Origin of the sequence: Streptomyces albofaciens JCM 4342 (assembly GCF_008634025.1) — a bacterium.
Classification (GTDB): domain Bacteria; phylum Actinomycetota; class Actinomycetes; order Streptomycetales; family Streptomycetaceae; genus Streptomyces; species Streptomyces albofaciens.
The window spans coordinates 3,796,290-3,811,834 of record NZ_PDCM01000002.1 but is presented as its reverse complement, the minus strand read 5'-3'; the positions used below and the strand labels follow the sequence as shown (position 1 = coordinate 3,811,834).

13 protein-coding genes and 1 pseudogene are annotated in these 15,545 nt (G+C 70.7%); 7 read left to right on the top strand and 7 right to left on the bottom strand.

Annotated elements, in window-relative coordinates; all coding sequences use genetic code 11:
- Positions 1 to 67: 67 nt before the first annotated feature.
- A complete protein-coding gene (locus CP973_RS36535; RefSeq protein ID WP_150248529.1) occupies positions 68 to 847 on the bottom strand; it encodes a BPL-N domain-containing protein in 780 nt (259 codons plus the stop codon).
- Positions 848 to 999: 152 nt separating this feature from the next.
- Between CP973_RS36535 and CP973_RS36530 the strand changes: the two genes are divergently transcribed.
- The 3 genes from CP973_RS36530 to CP973_RS36520 all read left to right on the top strand — a co-directional run bounded on the left by CP973_RS36530 (position 1,000) and on the right by CP973_RS36520 (position 3,422).
- Positions 1,000 to 1,575: a response regulator transcription factor gene (locus tag CP973_RS36530; protein ID WP_150248526.1), complete on the top strand. Its 576-nt coding sequence runs from the start codon at positions 1,000 to 1,002 to the stop codon at positions 1,573 to 1,575.
- Complete coding sequence (locus CP973_RS36525) at positions 1,575 to 2,678, top strand: sensor histidine kinase (RefSeq protein ID WP_150248523.1); 1,104 nt, start codon at positions 1,575 to 1,577, stop codon at positions 2,676 to 2,678. The genes CP973_RS36530 and CP973_RS36525 overlap by 1 nt, the downstream gene beginning before the upstream one ends.
- A 306-nt stretch (positions 2,679 to 2,984) precedes the next feature.
- Positions 2,985 to 3,422 (top strand): nuclear transport factor 2 family protein, encoded by a 438-nt coding sequence (locus tag CP973_RS36520; protein WP_150248520.1) that lies wholly within the window; start codon positions 2,985 to 2,987, stop codon positions 3,420 to 3,422.
- Between the two features lie 126 nt (positions 3,423 to 3,548).
- Here the strand turns inward: CP973_RS36520 and CP973_RS36515 are convergent, their stop codons facing one another.
- Positions 3,549 to 4,589, bottom strand: coding sequence for an AraC family transcriptional regulator (locus tag CP973_RS36515; protein WP_150248517.1), 1,041 nt, complete (start codon positions 4,587 to 4,589; stop codon positions 3,549 to 3,551).
- A 144-nt stretch (positions 4,590 to 4,733) separates the two neighbouring features.
- Between CP973_RS36515 and CP973_RS36510 the strand changes: the two genes are divergently transcribed.
- Positions 4,734 to 5,867 (top strand): aminopeptidase P family protein, encoded by a 1,134-nt coding sequence (locus CP973_RS36510; protein ID WP_244410211.1) that lies wholly within the window; start codon positions 4,734 to 4,736, stop codon positions 5,865 to 5,867.
- A 123-nt stretch (positions 5,868 to 5,990) separates the two neighbouring features.
- On the opposite strand, the gene CP973_RS36505 is transcribed toward CP973_RS36510, so the two are convergent.
- Both CP973_RS36505 and CP973_RS36500 read right to left on the bottom strand, forming a co-directional pair.
- Positions 5,991 to 7,004 carry a zinc-binding dehydrogenase gene (locus CP973_RS36505; RefSeq protein ID WP_150248513.1) on the bottom strand — a complete coding sequence of 338 codons (1,014 nt, stop codon included), beginning with the start codon at positions 7,002 to 7,004 and terminating at the stop codon, positions 5,991 to 5,993.
- A gap of 424 nt (positions 7,005 to 7,428) precedes the next feature.
- Positions 7,429 to 8,574: pseudogene (locus CP973_RS36500) on the bottom strand (FAD-dependent oxidoreductase); the annotation flags it as partial.
- A gap of 472 nt (positions 8,575 to 9,046) precedes the next feature.
- On the opposite strand from CP973_RS36500, the gene CP973_RS36495 reads away from it, so the two are divergent.
- Positions 9,047 to 9,691 carry a pentapeptide repeat-containing protein gene (locus CP973_RS36495; RefSeq protein WP_150248511.1) on the top strand — a complete coding sequence of 215 codons (645 nt, stop codon included), beginning with the start codon at positions 9,047 to 9,049 and terminating at the stop codon, positions 9,689 to 9,691.
- 66 nt (positions 9,692 to 9,757) lie between these two features.
- Here CP973_RS36495 and CP973_RS36490 read toward each other — a convergent pair whose 3' ends face one another.
- Positions 9,758 to 10,255: a hypothetical protein gene (locus CP973_RS36490; protein ID WP_150248508.1), complete on the bottom strand. Its 498-nt coding sequence runs from the start codon at positions 10,253 to 10,255 to the stop codon at positions 9,758 to 9,760.
- A 352-nt stretch (positions 10,256 to 10,607) separates the two neighbouring features.
- Between CP973_RS36490 and CP973_RS36485 the strand changes: the two genes are divergently transcribed.
- The gene (locus CP973_RS36485) at positions 10,608 to 11,954 is read left to right on the top strand and encodes an SGNH/GDSL hydrolase family protein (protein WP_150248505.1); all 1,347 of its coding nucleotides are present in this window, start codon (positions 10,608 to 10,610) and stop codon (positions 11,952 to 11,954) included.
- Between the two features lie 264 nt (positions 11,955 to 12,218).
- Here the strand turns inward: CP973_RS36485 and CP973_RS36480 are convergent, their stop codons facing one another.
- Positions 12,219 to 13,529: an erythromycin esterase family protein gene (locus CP973_RS36480; RefSeq protein ID WP_150248502.1), complete on the bottom strand. Its 1,311-nt coding sequence runs from the start codon at positions 13,527 to 13,529 to the stop codon at positions 12,219 to 12,221.
- Positions 13,530 to 14,136: 607 nt separating this feature from the next.
- On the opposite strand from CP973_RS36480, the gene CP973_RS36475 reads away from it, so the two are divergent.
- A complete protein-coding gene (locus CP973_RS36475; RefSeq protein WP_150248499.1) occupies positions 14,137 to 14,571 on the top strand; it encodes a type II toxin-antitoxin system Phd/YefM family antitoxin in 435 nt (144 codons plus the stop codon).
- 300 nt (positions 14,572 to 14,871) lie between these two features.
- On the opposite strand, the gene CP973_RS36470 is transcribed toward CP973_RS36475, so the two are convergent.
- On the bottom strand, positions 14,872 to 15,447 hold the full coding sequence (locus CP973_RS36470) for a TerD family protein (RefSeq protein WP_030604881.1): 576 nt from the start codon (positions 15,445 to 15,447) through the stop codon (positions 14,872 to 14,874).
- Positions 15,448 to 15,545 lie beyond the last annotated feature (98 nt).

Genomic DNA, 15,545 nt, shown 5'->3' with positions numbered 1-15,545 from the left:
ACTCAGGGCCGCATGCGCCAGGTACCGCGGAGTTCGCGGCCCCTCCCTTCCTCCCCCTCCCCCCAAGTCAGTCGGTGGTCGCCTTGATCAGGTCGTACGCCAGGTCAGGGTGGACCCCGTCGGGGTTCTTCAGTCCTGCGCGCTCGTACCACGACGCATCGGCCTCCGGGTGAGGGCCGCTCACCCCGACACGGCCCTTCCCGTAGCGGGCGACGGCCGCGGCGGGGAGATCGTTGCCGGGGTAGGTCGCCAGGACTTCGACGTCCTTGGCGGCGGCGCCCCGGTCGAAGTAGAAGACCGGGCCGTCCTGGAAGTACATGTGGCGCGGCCTGCCCCGCCACGCCACCTTCAGGACGGCATCGCGGTCGTCGTCGACCACGGCGCCGCGGGAGTCGGTGTAGCCGCCCGCGTCGCCGGGCAGCAGGCCGAAGCCCGGATTACGGCCCGCCAGGTAGGCGCCGAAGCACAGCCCCAGATAGCTGCCGCCCTCCCGGACCCACGTGCGAAGAACGTCAGCGGAGCCCTTCAGGTCCCGCCAGGTCCGCTCCAGGTCAGCGCCGCCGCCCGGCTGCACGTACAGCTTCGCCCCGGCGAGGTCGGATGCCTTCAGCGGAGCCTTCACGTACCTGATCCGGTAGTGCTGCGGCGCCACGCGCAGCACCTTGGCCACCGACGGCGCGCAGTCGGGGCAGCCCTGCGGACCGTCGTAGATCACTGCTAGGGGGCGCTCGGTGGGCTGCTGCTTCCCAGCGGCCGAGGACGGGGCGCAGCTCGCAGCCAGCAAGGCGGCGGCCACGAGGGTGGCGAGGAGGGCGAGTGGGCTACGAGTGGGGCGCGTGTCGGCCATGGCCTCAACCTCCCGCTCCACGGCTCGTGCCCGGTACCCGCCGGTCGGCGGGTAGGGCTCCCCCGACCAGCCGGAGTCCTTCGCCCGAGCGGCCGCCGGGGCCGTACGGGTCATAGAGTTGGCGATGTGACGACGTACAGGGGACCGCGCACGTGATCCGGACCGTGGTGGTCGACGATGAGGCGTTCGTGCCCTCCGGTTTCCGGCTCATCCTCGACGCCGCCGAGGACATCGAGGCGGTCGCCGCGGTCACCGGTGGCAAGGCCCTCGCAGCCGTCCGGGAGCACGTGTCCGGCGTCATCCTCCCCGATAGCTGCGAAAGCCGTATGCCGGACGTGGACGGCCTCGCCGTCCTGGCTGGTGTCGTGATGTCGCCGAAGGCGACCCGTTCCCTGTCCAGCGGCCATCCCGGTACAGGAGGGGCCGACAAGGCCACCGCGAGGGTCGAGCGGCTGTCCGAGCGGGTACGGGACGTGCTCGTGCTGGTCGCCGAAGGGCTCTCGCATGTCGAGATCGGGGGTCGGAGCCATCTGGGCAGCGGGACGGTCAAGGGCCATATCGGCGCGTTCCTCACCAAGCTGCGGGTCGGCGGCCGCGTCCAGGCGGTGCTGCTCGCGCAGCGGGCTGGGTTGTCGGGGCAGCGGGTAGGGCTGCTGGGACAGTGGGTAGGGCTGCTGGGGCAGCGGGCTGGGCTGTTGGGACAGTGGGCAGGGCTGCTGGGACAGTGATGAACAGGATCCCCACCGCACTCGCCGACGCCACCCTGGTCGCCCTCGCCGGGCTCGACCTCTGGCTCAACCTGGAGGACGACACCCCCTACGGTCTCGCCCTCGGCGTTCTGTCCTGCGCGGTGCTGCCCCTGCGCCACTGCCTTCCCCTGTCCGCCTTCCTGCTCTGCCTCCCCGGCTCCCTCGTCCAGGACGTACTCATCGCGCCGATCGTCGCGCTCTACACCCTCGCCGCGCGCACCCGCGACCGGCGGCTGCTCGCCCTGTACGTTGCCCTCTTTGCGCTCACCACTGCTGCTCCCTGGCCACTGACGGACTTCGCAGGCGAGGAGCGCACGTGGACGCTGGTCACCTTCGTTTACATGCTCGCGATGGCCGCTGCCCCCGTACTGCTGGGGCAGTTGGTGCAGACCCGACGGGACTTGGGGCGACAGCTGGTGGAGACCGAGGCGGCCAAGGAGCACGAGCGGGAACTGCACGCGCAGACCGTCCTGGCCCGCGAACGGGCTCAGCTGGCCCGGGAGATGCACGACGTCGTCTCGCACCAGGTGAGCCTCATCGCCGTACAGGCAGGGGCCATGCAGGTCGCCGCCGCCAACGACGAGGCCCGCGAGACGGCGCGTACGATCCGCACGCTCAGCGTCGACACCCTCGACGAGCTCCGCACCATGGTCACCCTGCTACGCGCCTCCAGCGGCGACAGCACGGAGCTGGCCCCGCAGCCCACCCTCGCCGACCTCCGCCATCTCGTCCACAACAGCGGCCTGGAGGCCGAGCTGACTGGCGAACTCCCGGACCCGGACGCCGTTCCCGCCCCGGCCCAGCGCGCCCTCTACCGCACCGTTCAGGAGGCGCTCACCAACGTGCGCAAGCACGCCCCCGGAGCCGCCGCGACCGTCGACCTCTGGCACGACGGCGCGGCATACGGTGTCACCATCACCAACGGCACCCCGGTCCGCCCTGCCCTCCCGTTGCCCAGCGCGCACCACGGCCTCGTCGGCCTTCGCGAGCGCGCCGAACTGCTGGGCGGCAGCCTGGAGTCGGGGCCGTCCGGGGACGGTGGCTGGCGGGTCCGGCTGTGCCTCCCGGACCGCCACAGCTGATCGCCACTCTTGGAACGCCTCCAGACCGAACACCCGTGCCTTGCCCACGCCGCTCCTCGGAAGGTCGCAACCTGGTGATCATGAAGGGATGACCGTCCCCTCCGTCAGGTGGACGGCGTGACCGGAGCTGAACCGTCAAGTGCGCGAAGCGAGCGGCACCGGCAGGAACATCGGGTGTCGTCGCTGGCCAGGCGGGTGACTGCGAGGGGTGTTTTCGCTGTTCGGGAGGGTGCGGGGACCGGGCGGGGTGAGGTGGGACGAGGAAGTGTGGTCTTGGTGGTGGGGGTTCGGCCTAGGCTGGTGCGTATGGCTGGTCTGCAGCGACATCCACTTGTGGAGACGGCGGTTCGTTATCACCAGGCTGTTGCTCGTGGCGCTGTCGGGGAGGAACTGGCCGGGTTCTTTCATGAGGACGTTGTGCAGCGTGAGTACCCCAACGTCCTCATCCCCGGCGGGGCGGTGCGGGATCTGCCTGCCATTCTTGAGGCGGCCGAGCGTGGGCGTGGTGTGTTGCGGTGTCAGAGGTTTGACGTGCTCAACGCTGTCGCGGTGGGTGATCAGGTGGCCCTTGAGGTGGACTGGGCCGGGACGTTGGCGGTGGCGTTGGGGGACCTGCCCTCCGGGCATGTACTGCGTGCGCGTATCGCGGTTTTTCTGGAGTTCCGTGATGGCCGGATCATCGCTCAGCGTAACTATGATTGTTATGAGCGTTTGCGGTCGGCCGGGCAGGGGGAGGCCGGGTAGCTGGATAGCCGGGGGCTGGGTAACGGGGGGCTCGCCCTCGGGCTTGGGGCTCGCGTGCCGGCTCGGGGCTCGCACTCCGGCTTGGGGCCCGGGCTTGGGGCTCGCGCTCCGGCTTAGGGATTGGTCTTACGCTCCGCTTCCGGTTTCTCTCACCCTCTCCACCGGAATCCACAGCTCCGCCTCCGCCCGCGATGTACCCGACGCGTCCTCTGACAGCCGAGTGCGCAGGATCTCCGGTCCCGGCCGGCTCTGATACGGGTTGGACGGGAACCACTGGGTGAACACGTCGCGCCAGAGGAACTGCAGTGCCTCCGGGAACGGGCCGGAGTTCTCGAATACTGCCCAGGTGCCGGGCGGGACGACCAGGGTGTCCAGGGCATCTAGGGCGCCCGAGTCGCCCAGGCCGTGCGGGTCGTCCGTGGCATCCGGGTCGTCCGTGGCATCCGGGGCACCCGGGCCACCCGGGCCACCCGTGGCACCTGGGCCACCCGTGGCACCCGGATCATCCGTGTCGTCCGGAGCGGGTGACCGGCTCACCACGCCGTGGTAGTAGTCGAGTTCGGTACCCTCCGCCCGGCTCGGGTCGAGGTCGTCGCAGACCGCGACGAGTCCCTCCGGCTGCTGGTCGGACAGTGCTGTGATCCGGTCCAGGGTCTCCTGGCCGATGCTGCGGATGAAGTCCGCGATCGCCGGGTTCACGCCCTGGTGGACGAGCGGAACGCGGGCCTTCTTGCCGATGACGTAAAACTGTTCCTTCTCCACGACCCGGTACCGCATGCTGCTGCTCCCCTCGATGATGAGACGGAAGGACATCCGGGGCTGGGAGCGCAGTGCGGCGCCGGTCCGCCGGGCCTCACCCGGTCCGACACCGTGTACGGCCCGGAACGCGCGGGCGAACGCTTCGCCCGAGCCGTAGCCGTACCGCACCGCGATCTCCAGCAGCGTCCGTTCGCCGGCGAGCACCTCGGCACCCGCGACGGTGAGCCGCCGGCGCCGGATGTATTCCGACAGCGAGACCCCCGCCAGCGCGGAGAACATCCGGCGGAAGTGGTATTCCGACGTCATCGCGATCCGCGCCAGCTCGCTCACCTCGATCCGCTGGTCGGGGTCGGTCTCGACGAGGTGGTTCTCGATGTGTTCCAGGGCCTCGTTCAGCCGCTCCAGCACTCCGGCCTCCCTTTGTTTGCGCTCACCACGTTAGGAAGATCGCACGTGGCCGGGCCCGACATTCCGTGCCCGGTCCGGTCAGGGCCTCATCGGTGACGTGTTTCATCGGGTGCGCCGGACGCGCGACGGCGTAGGTTCACCGGCATGGTGACTTCGACGGGGCGTGTGGATCACGAGCGGCGGATGATGCGGGCGGCCCGGGCCGCGGAGGACGCCGGGCTGGCCGGGCTGATCGTGACGCCTGGGCCCTTGATGGTGTGGCTGTGCGGGTACCTCCCTGCGCACGTCAGGGGGCTGGTCACCGCGCTGGTCATCAGCTCGGGGCCCGCGGAGCGGCGGCCGCGGCTGCTGGTGCCCGCGGACGAGAAGACCGTCGCGGAGCAGGCTCCTGGCGCGGATGCGCTGGAGCTGACCGCTTGGGCGCCGGGTGCGGCAGACCCGTATGCCCTACTGGTGAACTGGCTGGTTCCGGATGGGCGTTACGCGATCTCGGACATGACATGGGCACGCGATCTGCTGGCCTTGCAGCGCGCCGCGCCGGGGACCTCGTATCTCGCGGTGACGGAAGCCCTGCCGATGCTGCGCGCCGTCAAGGACGCGCACGAAGTGGCGCTGCTGGCGGCCGCGGCGGCGGCCTCTGATGCCACGTACGAGGCGGCCCTCGGCCTGCGGTTCGCCGGGCGGCGCGAACGTGAAGTGGCCGCCGAAGTCGCGCGGTTGCTCACCGGGAACGGACACGAGGTGGTCGCCTTCACGGTCGTGGGGTCCGGCCCCAACGGTGCCGATCCGCAGCACGAGGCGGGCGATCGGGTGATCGAAGACGGTGACATGGTCGTGCTCGACTTCGCCGGCCTGAAGGACGGCTACTGTTCGAGCACCGGCCGGACCGTACGCGTGGGGGCGCCGCCGTCCGCGGAGGAGCGCAAGGTGTACGAGGTCGTACGGGAGGCGCAGCAGGCGGCCTTCGAGGCGGTACGGCCGGGTGCGGCCTGCCAGGAGATCGACCGGGCGGCCCGGAGGGTGATCAAGGCGGCGGGGTACGGGGAGTACTTCACCCACCGTACGGGCCGGGGAATCGGTTGCGTCCCGCACGAACCGCCGTACCTCGTGGAGGGCGAGCAGCTGCCCCTCGTTCCCGGAATGTGCTTCTCGATCGAGCCGGGGATCTACCTTCCGGGACGGTTCGGCGTGCGGATCGGGGATGTCGTGACCTGCACGGATGCCGGCGGACGGTGGCTGAACGGCAGCGATCGGGAGGGGGCGGGGGTGGTGAACTGAGGGAGGCGATCGGGAGGGAGGGGAAGGGCGGGGAGAGAGCAGGGAAGGGAGCAGGGAAGAGAGCAGGGAAGAGAGCAGGGAAGGGGAGGGGCAGCTGTAGGGGACAGCCGCCCCACAGCACCTCTACGGAATCAGCACAACCTTCCCCATCGTTCCCCGGCTCTCCAGGGCCCGGTGTGCTGCCGCCGCTTCCGCGAGCGGGAAGCGCTGTACGTCCGGTACGAGGCGGCCCGCTGCCGCTTCGGCAAGTGACGCGGTCTCCAGGGTGCGCATCGGATTGTCGCCGCCTGCCTTGGCCAGCATGGCGGGGCCGAGTACGGACTCGGAGGTGATGCCGCGTTCGGCCAGCTCGCCCTCGGCGAACTCCAGTGGACCGCCGGTGAGCGGGCCGCCCGAGGACCAGCCGAAGACGAGGTGCCGTCCGCCCCGGGCGAGCAGGTCCACGGCGGCGCGGCCCGACTCGCCGCCCACGGAGTCGAAGACGACGGTGGCGCCCGGTATCCCGCGTACCTTCAGAAACGCGCGCACCACCGAGGTCCAGCCGGCGTTGGTGTAGTCGATCGCGAGGTCGGCGCCCAGTTTCCGTACGCGTTCGACCTTGGCCGGGCCGCCCGCCAGGCCGATGACGGTGGCGCCGACATTCTTCGCGTACTGGACGAGCAGCGAGCCGATGCCGCCGGCCGCAGCCGGGACGAGGGCCACGTCCTCGGCGGTGAGATCGGCGAAACGGAGGATGCCCATGGTGGTGCGGCCGGTGCCGATCATGGCGACGGCCTGGGCCTCGTCCAGGTTGACGGGGATGTCGTGGAGCTTTTCGGCGTCGACGACGGCCTGCTCGGCGTAGCCGCCGGGGTTCATGCCCAGGTGGGCGACGACCCGGCGGCCCAGCCACGCGGGATCCGTGCCTTCGCCGAGGGCGTCGACCGTGCCCGCGACCTCCCGGCCGGGGATGGTCGGCAGGTCGGGGAGCGGGGCCGGGCCGCCCGAGAGGCCCTCGCGCAGCGCCGTGTCGAGCAGGTGGACGCCGGCCGCCGCCACGGCGATCCGGACCTGGCCGGGGCCTGGCAGCGGGGTCTCGGTCCGCTCGTATACGAGGTTCTCGGCGGGGCCGAAGGCGTGCAGGCGGATGGCGTGCATGGTGGTCTCCAGGGTGGGGCGGGAAGGGCGAGGTACGGCAGGTGGACTGGTGAACTGGTGGACTGGTGGACGGCGGCCTGCGGACGGGGCCTGGAGAGGCGTGGCCGTCCGGGACTGATGGCCCTCACTCTGGAGCCTCAACTTTGGTTGAGGTCAAGGTCGGTTGCTGTCCGGGCTCCTCTGGAGGGGCGTCACGGCAGACTCACGACGAGCTGAGACGCGGGACGGCGGCGGTGTTGTCGGCCTTGGCGGTGTCGCCGGTGGTGGTGTGGCCAGTGGTGGGGGTGCCGCTAGTGGCGGAGGTGCCGCCAGTGGTGGGGGTGGGGCTGGGGCTTGAAGTAGGGCTGGTGCCGGTGCTGGTGCCGGTGCCGGTGCTGGTGCCGGTCCCGCGGCCGGTGCTGGAAGGTGCGTACGGCTTCGCGCGGTCGGCCCTGGCGGAACGGAGCGCCAGAGTGCTTGCTTCCAGGGCACTGCTGAACGAGACCTCACTGAGTACGCCGGGCGCCGCCACCTGGTCGCCGGCCAGGTAGACGCCGTCGCCGCGTTCGACGGCGGGCCGGTCGCGCCAGGTGGTGCCGGGCAGGTCCACCGCGCCCGTACGGCCGAGGCAAAGCGCTTCGCGGCGCTGGACAAGGCGCTCGCGCCACTGTGGGAAACCGGCGTCCAGCAGGCGCTCGGCGCGGGCGACGCCGTCGGCGCGGTTCTCGTCCGGGCCGATGCCGACCTGGCACTGGAGCAGTTCCTCGCCGTGCGGGGCGAGGGAGCGGTCCTGGGCGGTGAAGCGTTCGACCCAGCCGGGGAAGTCGAGACCGGAGATCGCGAACAGGTCGCCGCGCCGGGAGCGCAGCGCGACGTCGAGCAGCACGGTACGGGCACTGTCCCAGGTCAGACGCTCGTCCTTGAGGAGCGCGCGGGCGGCTTCGAGGTGCGTCGCGACGATCACCGGGCCGTCCTCGGGCAGTGTGTCGAGGCGGGCTCCGGTCTCGATGCGTACGCCCGACTGGCGCGCGTGCTCGGCCATACGGGCGATCAGTTCACCCCAGCCGCCTCGAATGTAGTGCGCTTCGGGCGGGAACGAGGTGGTACGGCGTAGCCGCTCTTGGACGAAGGCGGCGGAGAGCATGCCGGAGTCGTGGTGGAACGTCGCGACGCCGACGTAGTTGGCGGCGGCGCGGGCCGCCGCCTCGCCCTCCTGGGAGGCGGCCCAGCTGAAGAAGTCCCGGTCAACCGGTGCGCTTTTGCGTCCGCGCAGCTTGAGGAGGCCGGCGGGAGGCAGGCGGCGCGGCACGCCGTCGCGGTGGAAGCGAAACCGGGACGCCTGGAGGGGCGGCAGCGGGGCGAGCGGCTTGAGAAGGCCGCGCTGTTTGAGCCAGGTCCAGTGCGGGCCGCCGTTGTAGAGGGCGTGCGGGCCCTCGTTCGTACGGTACGGGCCGTCGGCGGTACGGGCCCGGCCGCCGAGCGAACGGTGCGCCTCGTACAGGGTGACCGCGGCGCCGCCCTCGGCGCAGGAGATGGCCGCGGTCAGCCCCGCGAAGCCGCCTCCGATGACGGTGATGGTGGGTCGTCGCATGGTGGGTCCTCCTTGGGTCGAGGTGAAGCGACGGATCTGCGGGTCGCTGGGCGCCCCGGGTGGTCGGGTGGCCCTCGTGGATGCGACGAATGGGGTGGCCGCGCTTGTGACATGCGTGCGGGGGAGGGGTATCTGCGCTGGTCAGAGGCCTGATTCCGGCGATTGTCAGTGGGGTGGTTCACGATGGGGTCAGTCGGCGGTGCGCGGGCGGAAGCGGCAGGCACGGGCAGGAAGGCGGTGGGCGGGCGTGTGGGAACGCGATGAGGGGTCGGAGCGAATGGGGCGGGCGAAGCGGATGGGGCGGGCGGCTGGGGAGGGCCGTTCGGCGGGGGAGGGGCGTTCCGTACGGGAGGGCCGTTCCGTACGGGATGGTCGTTCAGTGCGGGAGGGGCGAGGGGCGCGTACGGGGCGAGCGGCGGGTTCGGGGCCGGCTGCCGATCGGGGGGCGCGCACGACGGATGCGGGGCGCGCCGTGCGGGAGGTACGGCGGCCGTCGGTTCGGCTGCCGGAGCTGAGCCCGTACACCGGCGCGGAGTTGGAGACCGAGGGGGATTACGACGGGCTGGAGCTCGCGGACACCGACCTGACGGGGCAGGTGGGGCGCGGGGCGCGGTTCATGGACTGCGCGGTCCGTCGGTGCGCGCTGAACGACACGGTTCTGAGCCGGGCGCGCTTCATCGACAGCGTGCTGGACGGGGTACGCGGCGTGGGCACGGACCTGTCCCAGGTATCGCTGCGCGATGTGGAGATCCTGGACGCCCGGCTCGGTGGCGTTCAGATGCACGGAGCGGTGCTGGAGCGGGTCGTGGTGCGTGGCGGGAAAGCCGACTTCCTCAACCTGCGCAAGGCGAAGCTCAAGGATGTCGCGTTCGAGGGCTGCGTCCTGGTCGAGGCAGACTTCGCCGGCGCGGAGCTGGAGCGGGTGAGCTTCGACGACTGCACGCTGTCCCGGGTGGATTTCAGCGCCGTACGGATGCGGGACGTCGACCTGCGCGGAGTCGCCCGCCTGGACATCGCCCGGGGCATCGACCGGCTGTCGGGCGCGGTGATCAGCCCGGCCCAGCTGATGGATCTGGCTCCGGCCTTCGCGGCGGAGATGGGGGTGCGGGTCGAATGAGGCTACGGGTGGGGACGGGAGCGTGGGGCGGAGCGGGACCGCCCGTACGGGCGGCCCGGCCGCGGCTCACACACGGGGGAAGCGGGCCTGGAGGTCCCATACGGTCGGGTTGTCGGCGAGCCCGTCGTGCATGTCGGTGAGGTCGGCGATCAGGTCGTGCAGGAAGTCGCGGGCCTCACGGCGCAGCTCGGAGTGCTGGAAGGTGAGCGGGGCCTCGTCGGCCGGCATCCAGTCGGCGTCGACCTCCACCCAGCCGAAGCGGCGCTCGAAGTACAAGCGGTCCGCCGATTCGGTGAAATCCAGCTCGGCGTACTGCGGCTGAGCGGCGCGGTTGCCGAGCGGATCGCGGTCGATCCGTTCCACGATGTCGCACAGGGCCCAGGCGAAGTCCAGCACCGGCACCCAGCCCCAGGCGGTCGAGACCTCACGGTCCGCCTTGGTATCGGCCAGATAGACGTCGCCGCAGAAGAGGTCGTGGCGCAGGGCCCGTACGTCCGCGGAGCGGTAGTCCGTTTGCGGCGGGTCCGGAAAACGGCGGGAAAGGGAGTAGCCGAGGTCGATCACGTCCTCGATGGTGTCACGCTCGTACGTTCGTCCGCGCCTCCGCGGTCGGTGCAGCATCCGGGGGCGTCGGCCGACCGGCACGGCACACGCGTAGCGGCTCGGACCAACGAGCCGAGGCGACGAAACCGGGCGGAGCTACGACACCGGCCGGAGCAACGAAACCGGGCGGAGCTACGACACCGGCCGGAGCAGCGAAGCCGGGCGGAGCAACGGAACCGACCGGACCGACGACACCGGCCGGAGCAACGAAACCGGCCAGGTCAACGAGCTGGACCGACGAACCGGATCAACGAACCGGATCAACGGACTCAGATTTGTGCAATTTGTGCATCCGATCAGTCAGAGGGTGGGGATGATCATGTCAGGTACCAAGGCCAGACGCTCGGGCGTCGCACTGTTCGCCGCCGCGGCGCTGATAGCGCTGCCGGTGCTCGGTACGGAGCGGGATGCGGCCGCCGTGGCCGCGTCGCCGTCGGTACCGGCGGCAGCGGGCGCGGGGGCGGGGGAGAAGGGGGCCTCGCCCGGTGATCGCGGCAGTGGGCAGCGGTGGCGGGGCGCCTGGGCCACCTCGCCGCAGGCGCCGCACGCACTGATGCCCAACTGGTCGGTGGCGGGCTTCACCGACCACACGGTCCGGCAGGTGGTCCGGGTCAGCACGGGTGGCACCAAGGCCCGTATCGAGCTGTCCAACCGCTACGGCCGTACGCCGCTGAAGGTGACCGGCGCGACCATCGCCCGAGCGGGCAAGGGGGCGTCGGTGCAGCATGGTTCCGTACGGGACCTGTACTTCGGGCGGCACCGGTCGGTGACCGTACCGGCGGGCGGCGAGGTGCGCAGTGACGGGCTGCCGTTCAAGGTCCGGGCGCTGGATTCGCTGACCGTGACGCTGTACGTGGCCGGGCCGACCGGTCCGGCCACCTTCCACCAGGCCGCCCTGGCCACGACCTACCGCGCGAAGGGCGACCACCGGTCGGACACCGGCGCGGCGGCCTTCACGGAGAAGTCCCAGTCCTGGTACTACCTGTCGGGCGTCGAGGTCTCCGGCGGCAAGGACGACGCGCGCCGGAAGGCGGTGGTGGCGTTCGGCGACTCCATCACCGACGGGTACGGCTCCACCACCGATGCGAACCGCCGCTACCCGGACGCGCTCGCCGAGCGCTTCGCGGCCACCGGACGCCCGCGCGGCGTGCTCAACCAGGGCATCGGTGGCAACCGGATCACCGCGGACTCGTCGTGGGCCGGGGAGAAGGGCGTGGCCCGCTTCCGGCACGACGTGCTCGGTGAGCCGAACGTGGGCTCGGTCATCGTGCTGGAGGGGATCAACGACATCGGCGCCAGCGCGTCGCCCAATTGGCCCGATGGCTCGGCCCCTGACGTTTCGCTCGCCCAACTCGTGCAAGGGCAGCGGTCGTTGATTCGCCAGGCGCACGCCGCGGGGGTGAAGGTGATCGGCGCGACGGTCACACCGTTCAAGGGCGCCGCCTACTACTCCGAGCGCGGCGAGGCCAAGCGCGACGCGCTCAACGCCTGGATACGCAGCTCCGGCGAGTACGACGCCGTGGTCGACCTGGACCGGGCCCTGTCCGACCCGGCCGACCGTGACCGCCTCGCCCCGGCCTACGACTCCGGTGACCACCTGCACCCGAGCGACGCGGGGTACCGCGCGATGGCCGAGGCGGTGGATCTGGACGAGCTGTGAGGCGGTGAGGGTGAGGCGGTGAGGGTGAGGCGCTGAGGTGGTGAGGCGGTGGCGCTCTCCGGGGGCGGATAGGGCGCGGCCCCCGTCGGGTTCGGCGTAAGGCCCGATGCGGCACCGGCCATTTCCCACCTGGCCGGTGCCGCACGGACCGCGGCGACTGCGGCATGGCCGGAGCCGGAGCCGCAGCCGGAACCGGGCCCGAGGCTGGGCCGGAGCTGGGTGTGGGGTCGGGGCCGGGGTCGGGTGAGAGATCGGGGACGGGCGTTACGGCTTTGTCCTCGTGGCCGCGTTGATCTTGTGGAGGTGGACGAGGACATCGAAGGAGCGGGCGATCGCGACGTGGGCGTCCGGGTGGGGGAACTCGGTGCCGATGTTGCGCGTGGGGCGAGTGGTGTTCAGCCAGGTGCGGGCGGCCGGCGGGGCGTGGCGTACGTCGAGGTAGAAGTCCCGGTGGCGGACCTTGTCGAGGACGTACTCGTTCGTGGTGGGTTTGGGAGCGCCCACGGTGAACTTCTTCCAATCGCCGGTGAGGGCGGCGTCCTTCGACAGGAAAGAGCCCTGGTAGAAGGTGAAGCCGATGGGGAGGTAGTTCCTGCCGATCATGTCGCGCAGGAACGAGCCCTGTGTCTTGGGGTACAGCTCGGGATCGCCGGCGGCGTAGCCGACGTGGTCGTTCTGCGCCGAGAGAAGGATCTTGTGGCCGGTACGCCGTTGCCACCAGGTGACGTTCCGGGCCATCACCTCGTCGCGGAAGCGCTGGGCGGCGGTGACCGAGGCCGGGTCGTTGATGTCCATGGTGAGGAACTTGGCGGTTTGCGCGATGAACCGGGCGTTCTGCACGGCCCACGCGTAGGCGTCTCCACCGGACCCGGACCCGGACCCGGACCCGGACCCGGAGCCGGTCCTGGGCTCGGCCCCGGAGCCGGGCTCGGACTGGCCCCCGGAGCCGGTCCTGGGCTCGGACCCGGAGCCGGACTCGGACTGGACCCCGGAGCCGGACCCGGGCCTGGTTCCAGCGCTGGCCCCGGGCCTGGCCTCGGTGTCCTTCAGGCTGGTGATCAGTTTCAGAGCCTGCTGTGCCTTGTCGGCCAGCCGCTGTCGTTCCGCTATCGGCTTGCGGAAGTAGGCGAAGACATCGTCGATCGGGCGCAGCCCGGCGTACAGGTCGTTGAGCCGTGGCAGCGACTCCGGGTGGGTGCGTTGTACGTAGCCGGTCACCCGGGCGAAGAACGCGTCGTTGATCGACGGGGCGCCGATGTCGTCGCCCATGAAGTGGACGGTGCGGTGGGGGTGGCGGCGGTTGTAGTCGCGCATCCAGGTGATGAGGCTGACGAATTCCTCGCGGTCCCACGGCGAGTTGGCCAGCGCCCGCTTGGCGATCTGGCGGCCGTCGCCCTTACCGGTCTGTAGGTACTCGTCTATCTCAAGACCGGCGGACCAGCTCAGTTCCAGGGCGAAGGTGGTGAAGCCCTTCTCCTCGACCAGGTGGCGGAAGAGACGCTCCTTCATGGTGAAGAACTCGTGCGAGCCGTGCGTGGCCTCGCCGAGACCCACCACCTTGGCGTTGCCGATCATCGCGGAGAGGGCGCGCAGATCGGCCGTGTTACGGCCGGGGCCGGTTGAACGGAGCGGGTGGGCTGCCTGCTCCAGGGCACGGACGGGGCTCTGGTTCCCGTAGGCGCTGACCGAAGCGGCCGGGGCGGTTGAGGTGGCTGAGGCATTTGACGCATTTGAAGCCGATGAGGTCATTGAGGCCGACGACAGAGCCGGAGCTGGAGTCGGATACCGAGTCGGCGCTGGAGACGGATCCCGAGTCGGATTTGCCTGGGCCGTTGCGGGGGCAAGGGCCGCCGCTCCCAGCGTGATCATCGCCGTCGTCGTCAGGAGTCTCCGTCGGCTGACGCGGTTCCGGTGCTTGGCCATGATGTCCGTCCTCGGCTTGTGCGCGGTGGCTTGAGAAGGATCATGGCCTGCGGGCACATGGCGGCGCGCTGTGGCCAGCCGCCCGATTCGGCAGGGGACACACCCACCGGAGAGGTGCTCTCACCAGGGGGATGCCCTCACCTGAGAGGTACCTTCTCTAGGGGGCTACCCCCACTGCGGCATCGCTCCGGCAACCCTCCGGCGCCCCTCCGGCCACGGCCGAATCTTTTGGCGGCGGCGGCCAGTAATGTCGGCACCCATGAGAAGCGCTGAACTGCCGGACACCGTCGAAGACTTCGGTCACCTGGTCGCTCACGTCGAGCAGACGGGAGAGCGCGTACTCCTCACCCAGGGCGACCTACCGCACAGCGTGCTGCTCCCGGCGGCCGAACTGGCCAAACTGGAGTACTGGGCGCAGCGGTTCCTCGGTGCGCCGATACCACTGCCGGACGCGGCTGAGGAACGGCCGCCCGGACCGGTGCGGCATGGTCCGTACACACGATACGTGCATGCGGACGGCGAGCGTATGACGTTCACCCGGGGGCGGACGGTGGTGGTCGAGTTGCGCCCTGCCGGGTGGCTCGACTGGCTGGAGCGGCAGGCGGTCCATGGGCGGCAGGGGTATATGGACCCGAAGCAGGCGGCGGCGTTCGCCGAGTTCCTGGCCCGTCAGCCACCGGTCGGTGAGCAGTGATGGACGGGCGCGGCCGGGGCGGGCGGCCGGCGGGCGATCTCCCTGGTGTGTGCGTTTGTAAACGCCGACGTCGGCCCGCACGACCACGAAAGGCCGTACGGACCGACGTCATACCGGGCGCGCAGAGGACACCGGGCGCGCAGAGGACACCGGGCGCACAGAGAACACCAGGCCCACAGGGGACACCAGCCCCGCAGGGAACACTGGGCCCACAGGGGACACTGGGCCCACCGGGCATCAATCGTTCACCTGGCACCAGTCGCCCACCGCGCGCCCGGGGCAAGGCGTACGGCTACGAGGTCAGACGTTGACGCCGAAGTCCTTGGCGATGCCGGCCAGGCCCGAGGCGTAGCCCTGGCCGACGGCGCGGAACTTCCACTCGGCGCCGTTGCGGTACAGCTCGCCGAAGACCATGGCGGTCTCGGTCGCCGCGTCCTCGCTCAGGTCGTAGCGGGCGATCTCGGCGCCGCCGGCCTGGTTGACGATGCGGATGAAGGCGTTGCGCACCTGGCCGAAGTTCTGGCTGCGGCTCTCGGCGTCGTAGATCGAGACCGGGAAGACGATCTTGTCGATGTCGGCCGGGAGGGCGGCCAGGTTGACCTTGATCTGCTCGTCGTCGCCCTCGCCCTCACCGGTGACGTTGTCACCGGTGTGCTCGATGGACTGGTCCGGCGTGACCTTGTTGTTGAAGAAGACGAAGTGCTGGTCGGAGTAGACCTTGCCGGCCGCGTTGACCGCGATGGCGCTCGCGTCGAGGTCGAAGTCCGTGCCGGTGGTGGTGCGGACGTCCCAGCCGAGGCCGACCGTGACGGCGGTCAGGCCCGGTGCCTCCTTGGTGAGCGAGACGTTGCCGCCCTTGGACAGGCTTACAGCCATGGGGATGTCCCTTTCCTCGTCGAATCGTCGGGCTCCGTACTCCGGACGAAGCTACCGTCACCCTGGACAACGTGATGAAGGGACCGTCAGGTTCCAGC

What these genes read in the sequence shown, in the direction of transcription:
- CP973_RS36535 (WP_150248529.1), bottom strand. Translation starts at nt 847, where the DNA reads ATGGCCGACACGCGCCCCACTCGTAGCCCACTCGCCCTCCTCGCCACC.
- CP973_RS36525 (WP_150248523.1), top strand. Translation starts at nt 1,575, where the DNA reads ATGAACAGGATCCCCACCGCACTCGCCGACGCCACCCTGGTCGCCCTC.
- CP973_RS36520 (WP_150248520.1), top strand. Translation starts at nt 2,985, where the DNA reads ATGGCTGGTCTGCAGCGACATCCACTTGTGGAGACGGCGGTTCGTTAT.
- CP973_RS36510 (WP_244410211.1), top strand. Translation starts at nt 4,734, where the DNA reads ATGGTGACTTCGACGGGGCGTGTGGATCACGAGCGGCGGATGATGCGG.
- CP973_RS36505 (WP_150248513.1), bottom strand. Translation starts at nt 7,004, where the DNA reads ATGCACGCCATCCGCCTGCACGCCTTCGGCCCCGCCGAGAACCTCGTA.
- CP973_RS36485 (WP_150248505.1), top strand. Translation starts at nt 10,608, where the DNA reads ATGATCATGTCAGGTACCAAGGCCAGACGCTCGGGCGTCGCACTGTTC.
- CP973_RS36480 (WP_150248502.1), bottom strand. Translation starts at nt 13,529, where the DNA reads ATGATCGGCAACGCCAAGGTGGTGGGTCTCGGCGAGGCCACGCACGGC.
- CP973_RS36475 (WP_150248499.1), top strand. Translation starts at nt 14,137, where the DNA reads ATGAGAAGCGCTGAACTGCCGGACACCGTCGAAGACTTCGGTCACCTG.
- CP973_RS36470 (WP_030604881.1), bottom strand. Translation starts at nt 15,447, where the DNA reads ATGGCTGTAAGCCTGTCCAAGGGCGGCAACGTCTCGCTCACCAAGGAG.